Origin of the sequence: Pseudomonas sp. BIC9C, from assembly GCF_034541995.1 — a bacterium.
Classification (GTDB): domain Bacteria; phylum Pseudomonadota; class Gammaproteobacteria; order Pseudomonadales; family Pseudomonadaceae; genus Aquipseudomonas; species Aquipseudomonas fluorescens_CC.
Map to the genome: position 1 here is coordinate 600113 of NZ_JAWDGM010000005.1, position 7016 is coordinate 607128.

At 62.0% G+C, this 7016-nt stretch carries 6 protein-coding genes; all 6 read left to right on the forward strand.

Annotated elements, in window-relative coordinates; all coding sequences use genetic code 11:
* Positions 1-13 precede the first annotated feature (13 nt).
* A complete protein-coding gene (locus RS887_RS23745) occupies positions 14-1531 on the forward strand; it encodes a TolC family protein (protein WP_322617284.1) in 1518 nt (505 codons plus the stop codon).
* A 30-nt stretch (positions 1532-1561) separates the two neighbouring features.
* Positions 1562-2674: an efflux RND transporter periplasmic adaptor subunit gene (locus RS887_RS23750; RefSeq protein ID WP_322617285.1), complete on the forward strand. Its 1113-nt coding sequence runs from the start codon at positions 1562-1564 to the stop codon at positions 2672-2674.
* Positions 2671-5766 (forward strand): efflux RND transporter permease subunit, encoded by a 3096-nt coding sequence (locus RS887_RS23755; RefSeq protein ID WP_322617286.1) that lies wholly within the window; start codon positions 2671-2673, stop codon positions 5764-5766. Before RS887_RS23750 ends, RS887_RS23755 begins: the two co-directional genes overlap by 4 nt.
* A 310-nt stretch (positions 5767-6076) precedes the next feature.
* A complete protein-coding gene (locus RS887_RS23760) occupies positions 6077-6562 on the forward strand; it encodes an adenosine-specific kinase (RefSeq protein ID WP_322617287.1) in 486 nt (161 codons plus the stop codon).
* Positions 6563-6708: 146 nt separating this feature from the next.
* Positions 6709-6843, forward strand: coding sequence for a response regulator transcription factor (locus RS887_RS23765; RefSeq protein WP_416340002.1), 135 nt, complete (start codon positions 6709-6711; stop codon positions 6841-6843).
* Positions 6821-7016, forward strand: a 196-nt coding sequence (locus RS887_RS23770) for a hypothetical protein (RefSeq protein ID WP_416340003.1), incomplete at its 3' end; no start/stop codon positions are given. The genes RS887_RS23765 and RS887_RS23770, both read left to right, overlap by 23 nt.

Genomic DNA, 7016 nt, shown 5'->3' on the forward strand with positions numbered 1-7016 from the left:
CGAGTCCACTCTAATGCCGCGACTTACCACCCCCCATCCGTTGCCGTGTCACACCGATCGGACAACCTTGCAGCGCACCGAGCACGCGACCGGGTTCGCCATAGTGGCAGCCCTTGTCACTTCGATTTCCCTCGCCCTTTCCGGCTGCTCCACACCTCTCGCCAAGCCATCGGTCGACGTGCCGAGCCACTTCGCCGCGAGCACGGCCTCCGAGATGGAACCCGAGGCGGCGTGGTGGGAGGTCTACCACGACCCGCTGCTGACGGATCTGGTGCGTCGAGCCGCGCGGGAGAACCGCGACGTCAAGATTGCCGCCGAGCGCTTGCGTGCCGCGCGTGCCGGAGAAACGGTCAGCCAGTCCTGGTTGCTCCCGAGCGTCGGAACATCCGTTTCCGGCAGTGACAGAAGCACTGGCTTCAATTCGGCCGTAAAACAGGGGTATCCGGATATCAAGACCGCCAGTGTGGGTCTGGATGTCTCATGGGAACTCGACCTGAGCGGCCGACTGCGAGCCGGTGCAGCGGCGGCTGACGCCGATGCGCTAGCCGCGGAGCACAGCATGCGCGGGGTACGCCTGCTGGTGATGAGCGATGTCGTCAGCAACTACTTCACACTGGTAGGCGCACAGCGCCAGGTCGCAACGCTACGCGCTATCTCGGCGATGCAGGATGAGACGCTGCGTCTGGTCACCGCGCGGCAACAGGTGGGGCTGGCATCCGCCTTCGACGTCGAGCGCGCGCAGACCGACGCCTTGTCGGCGCGGGCGCAGATTCCGCCGCTGGAAACCCAAGTGGCGGTGGCGCGTCACCGTATCGCGGTGCTGGTCGCCGACCAGTCTTTCAACACCAGGAACATCCAGCCTTCGATCAGTGATTTGACCGACGTGCCGGAGGCAAAACCAGGCCAACCCGCCGAGCTGCTGCAACGCCGACCTGACGTACTGGCGCTGATGGCACAGCTCGACGCCGCCAATGCTCGTCGCCAGCAAGCGAAAGCCGAGTGGTTTCCGCAACTCTTTCTCGGCGCGTCCTTCGGACGCCAGGGTCTCAACGTGAACGGTGCCGATCTCGGCGTTGCGCGCTTCACCAATGTCGCGGGCCTGCTGGCAATGCCGCTCTTCAACGCCGGGCGCACGCAAGCGATCAACGAAGCGGCTGAAAGTGCTCAACAAGAGGCGCTGCTGCGCGCAGAAGATGGCATCGTCCGGGCGCTCGAGGATGTGGAAAACGCCCTCGTCACGCTTGCGCAGGAACGCCGCCGTTCCGGGTCGCTGCAATTGGCCGCTGCGTCCGCGGAGGCTGCGCAGAACCGCGCCCAGTCGCTGTATAACCGCGGGCAAGTCGACCTGTTGCCGCTGCTGGACTCGCAGCGGGCGCGCCTGTCGGCACGCCTGAGTTCCAACGAAAGCAACACTCGCCTGCTGCTCGATAGCGTGCAGCTCTACAAGGCACTAGGCGGAGGCTGGCAGGTGTTCGAACAACCCGCCAACCCAACCGCATCCGCCAAAGCCGACCGGCCACCACTTTCCTGAATATCTGTCGTTTTCCAAAGAGGAACCGTCTTGAAGAATTCCCTTACTGCGGCCGGCGCCTTGGCCGTCGCCGTCATGCTGTCCGCGTGTAGCCCCGACCAGCCCTCCGTGCAGGCACCACGACCGGTGCGCACCGTTGCAATCAGCTACGACAATGCCCGCGACATCAGTCGCTATGTGGGCACCGTACAGTCGCGACATGAGGTCGACCAGGCCTTCCGCGTGGGTGGCAAGGTAGACCAACGCAAGGTAGATGTAGGCCAGTTTGTGCGTGAAGGCGACATCCTGGCTGTGCTGGATGATAGCGACTACCGCCTCGCTGAAGAAACGTCGAGACAACAGTGGTCGGTTGCCGTCGAGCAGACACGCCAGGCCGACTCGGACAACCAGCGCCTGTCCGCCTTGAAGGCTGACGGCTCGGTCAGTGCGGCCGATGCCGAGCGCGCGCATACCAATGCCCAAACCGCGCATGCGACCGCCGAGGCCGAGGCGCGAAAGCTCGAACTCGCGCGCAACCGGCTCAAGTACACCGTGCTGCGCGCCTCGAGTAGCGGCGTCGTCACGGCTGTGCGCTTTGAGGCAGGGCAGGTCGTGCCGGAGGGTCAACCGGTTGTCTCGATCGCGAATCCGGGCGAATCCGAGATCGTCATCGACGTGCCCGAGGATCAACTGGCTGTCTTCAAGGACGCGCGCTTCAAGGCCTCGCTGGCCAGTGCGCCGAACGAGATCTTCGATGTCACGCTGCGCGAGCTGTCGCCACAGGCGGCAGCGCAGACGCGCACCTATCGCGCGCGGCTCAAGCCGTTGCAGGCCCTGCCACTGGGCGCCACCGCCACGGTGATGGCCGAGCGAGTCATGACCCGTGTCTCTGTGGCGGCAGTGCCAGCCACGGCATTGACGCAGAACGGCGGTCAGCCGGCGCTGTGGGTGGTCACGCCTACGGGCAAGGACCCCGTAGGTATCGTCGATCTGGAGCCTGTGGCAGTTTGGGGTTACCGCAACGACCAGGTGCTCGTCTCCGGGCCGCAGGCTGGCGCATTGATCGTCACCGCCGGTGTCCAGAAGATGACGTCCGGACTGAAAGTCGCGCTCCCCGGTGCGGCGACCGCTGACACGAATACCACGCAGCAGGCCACCCGATGAACAATTTCAACCTCACCGACTGGGCGCTGCGCCATCGCGCCATCGTTCTGTTCATGCTCCTCATTGTCGCGGCGGCCGGCGCCTTCAGCTTCACCCGGCTCGGCCAGCTCGAGGATCCGAACTTTTCCGTGCCTTCCATGACCGCCATGGTCATCTGGCCGGGGGCCACTGCCCAGCAGTTGCAGGACCAGGTCCTCAACCGCATGGAGAAGAAATTCGAGCAGATCGACAACTTCGAGAAGGTTGTCACCTACGCGCGGCAAGGCTACGCAGGCATGACGCTCACCGTGCGCGGCGGCACTTCCAAGGCTGACCAGCGAGAAGCCTGGTACCAGGCGCGCAAGAAACTCAACGACCTGAGCCTCGAAATGCCTGACGGCGTGATCGGCCCGATCCTGAACGATGAGTACGGCGACGTATATGGCCTGATGTACGCCATCAAGGGCGACGGTGTTGGCCATGCCGACCTGTCGGACGCGGCCGAGGACATCAAGCGCCAGATGCTGAAGGTGCCGATGGTCAAGAAGATCGATCTCATTGGCAAGCAGGCCAAGCGTGTCTACGTCGAGTTCTCGCATGAGCGCCTGGCAGCGCTGGGCATTACACCGCTGGCCATCGCCGAAAGCCTCAAGAGCCAGAACGCCATGGTGCCCGCAGGCCAGATCGACACCCGCGGCGACCGCGTCATGGTGCGCGTGAGCGGCCAATTCGCCAGCGAAGAGGCTATCCGCAATGTGCCCATCTCCGCAGGCGGCCGGCTGATCAAGCTCGGCGACATCGCGACCGTTACACGTGGTTTCGAGGATCCGCCGACCTACACGGTACGCCACAACGGCCAGCCAGTGCTGATGCTCGGCATCACCATGACCAGCGACGGCAACATCGTGGACCTTGGCAAGGCGATGGACACGGCAGTCGCCAAGATCCAGTCGGAACTGCCGCACGGCGTGGAGCTGGAGCTGGTGGCTGACCAGCCCACCACGGTGAAGGATGCAATCCTGGACTTCGGGCGTGCGCTGGCCGAGGCGCTGATCATCGTGATTGCGGTGAGCCTGGCCAGTCTGGGTTGGCGCGCAGGCCTCGTGGTCGCGGCCACAGTGCCGCTGGTGCTGGGCGGCGTGGCGCTGGTGATGTTGGCGATGGGCTGGAACCTCGAGCGCATCTCGCTCGGCTCACTGATTATCGCGTTGGGACTGCTGGTGGATGATGCCATCATCGCCATCGAGATGATGGTGGCGAAGATGGAAACCGGCATGGACCGCGTGAAGGCGGCCGCCTTTTCCTATCAGTCCACCGCCATGCCGCGCCTGACCGGCGCACTTATCACCGTCGTAGGCTTCCTGCCGATCGGCCTCTCGAAGTCCACCACCGGCGAGTACGCAGGTGGCATTTTCTGGATCGTCGGCGCCGCGGTGCTGTTCTCGTGGATCTGTTCCGGCATCTTCACACCATACCTGGCGGTCAAGATGCTGCCCAACGACCTGGGCACGCACCAGCACGCTGATCCGCACGACACCAAGTTCTACCGCCGCCTGCGCCGCCTGATCGACGCCGCCATCGAGCGCCGCTGGGTGGTCATCGGTGCGACGGTTGGCGCTCTGGTGCTTGCTCTGGCCTGTATCAAGCTGGTGCCGCAGCAATTCTTCCCCAACAGTTCGCGTCCTGAACTGGTCATTGACCTGCGTGTCAAGGAAGGCTCCTCGTTCGCCGCGACGACCGAGCAGGTCAAGCACTTGGAGGAGATCCTGGCGAAGGACGAAGACGTGCGTTTCTATACCGCCTACACCGGCGCCGGCGCACCGCGTTTCTATCTCTCGCTCAACCCCGAGCTGCCCAATCCTGGATTTGCCCAGTTCGTTGTGATGACAAAGGACCTGGATGCACGCGAGCGGGTTCGTGCGCGGCTGGTGGCCTCGGCTGACCAACAATTCCCGCAGGCGTGGGTGCGCGTGACCCGGCTCGAGTTGGGGCCGCCTGTCGGCTATCCGGTGCAGTTCCGCGTCGTAGGCCCCGATACCCAAGTGGTGCGCAAGATCGCCCGCGACGTGGAGCAGGTGGTTGCGTCCAATCCGAAGGTGCGCGACCTCCAGCTCGACTGGAACGACCCGGTGCGTACGTTGAAAGTGGAGCTTGATCAGGACAAGGCGAGCGCGCTGGGTCTCACGCCGGCCGACGTGTCGCTGGCGACCCAGACCGTGATGAACGGCGCAACCCTGTCGCAGCTGCGTGAGCGCGAGGACCTGATCGACATCGTGGCCCGTGCCGTGCCAGAGGAACGCTTGAACCTTGACACACTGAAAAACATCAACCTTTACACCCGCCAGGGCACCGTGGTGCCGCTGTCGCAAGTCGCACAGGTGCGCTCAGAACTGGAAGAGCCGGTACTGTGGCGCCGCAACCGCGACATGGCGATCACTGTGCGTGCCGACGTGAAGGATGGAGAGCAGGGAGTATCGGTGACGCAGGAAATCCAGCCATTGCTCAAGGACATCGAAGCCAAGCTGCCAACCGGTTACCGCATCGATGTGGGCGGAGCGGTTGAGGAAAGTGACAAGGCCAACAAGGCGCTGCTCGCGGTGGCCCCGTTGATGTTGATCACCATCCTGCTGTTACTCATGCTGCAACTGCAGAACTTCTCCCGCATGTGGATGGTGATGCTGACGGCACCGCTAGGCCTGATCGGTGTGGTGCCGGCGCTGCTGGTGTTTCAGTCGCCGCTGGGCTTCGTCGCGATCCTGGGCATCATCGCTCTGGGTGGCATGATCATGCGGAACGCGGTGATCCTGATCGATCAGGTACAAATCGAAATCGCCGAGGGGCGTGACCCGTGGAATGCTGTGCTGGATGCAGCCATTCACCGAGCGCGTCCGGTAATGCTGACGGCACTGGCCACCGTGCTCGCCATGGTCCCGCTCACCCGTAGCGTATTTTGGGGGCCGATGGCGATCGCGATCATGGGCGGCCTCACTGTGGCGACGCTGTTGACTATTTTCTTCGTCCCGGCGTTGTATGCCGCCTGGTTCAAGGTGGGTCGCCAGACGGCAGCTGATGCCCAACACATAAAGGGGAACGTCGAGCTTGCTTCCGAGTGAGCAGTCCATGGCGCCGAGCCCCCGACACCACCGTATTAGAGAGGTTTGTTCAACGCCGTTCTGAAACAACCAAAGTCAGCCGTGAGGGCCCTGCGAACGTTACTTTCTTTCGCCCCCCTCACGGCTCACAGGAAAGCAGGCAGTTGCCGGCCAATTTCGGTTGCTTGTGCTGAAACGCAGCTATATTGGGTCGGTTGCTGCCCTTGGTGGCAGCCAAAAACAGTCCATGAACAGAGCAATGACCACCGAGTAGCTATGCTTGATGTGTTGCCAGCCCCAGATAGCAATATCGTGAAAGGAGGTGTTTGAAATGCAACTCATCACGTTGAAAATCGATAAGCCGGAAGTGACGAACTTCATTTTGGGTCAGACGCACTTCATCAAGTCCGTCGAAGACATCCACGAAGCGTTGGTCAATGCCGTGCCGGGTATCCAGTTTGGCGTGGCCTTTTGTGAAGCCTCCGGCAAATGCCTGGTGCGATGGTCTGGCACCGATACCTCAATGATTGAACTTGCACAGAAGAATGCAAAAGCCATCGCCGCGGGCCATAGCTTCATCATTTTCCTGGGCGACGGTTTCTATCCGCTGAACGTGTTGAACACCATCAAAATGGTTCCAGAGGTATGCCGTATTTTTTGTGCAACGGCCAATCCAACCGAAGTGGTTCTCGCTGAGACGGAACAAGGGCGAGCCATCCTGGGCGTCGTGGATGGCTTGCGTGCCAATGACATTGAAGGCGATGAAGACATCCTGTGGCGCAAGAACCTGTTGCGGCAGATTGGCTACAAGCAGTGAATGGCAGCTGGTCGCGGATGGCCGGAGTCAGCTAGTAAAAAGATGTGCATCCATCAGGGCTCACCTGCCAGTTCAGTCCCCTGCCATCGACAGTAAGCCTTCATCCAGTCGTCGACCCTGGCGTTGCCTCTGCCCTTGGCAAGTTGGTGGCCGAGAAGCTGCACATCAGCGAGCACACGCTGCGCAACCATTTGACATCGATCTACAGCAAGCTGGGCCTGACGAACCGCGTGGATCTGTATGCCTACGCACACAAGCATGGGCTTTTCACAGGCGACTGAGGACTACGGCAACATGCCGGGCGGCGTTCCGATGATGGTCGTTGATAATGACGCTGGTGGACTGAAGCCAGCGGGTGTCCTGAAGTTTTTCGCGAGCTGGCTCGCTCCTGCAGGAGCCAGAAAAACAAAACCCCAACTGCTTTCGCAATTGGGGTTTTGGAATTTAATCTTGA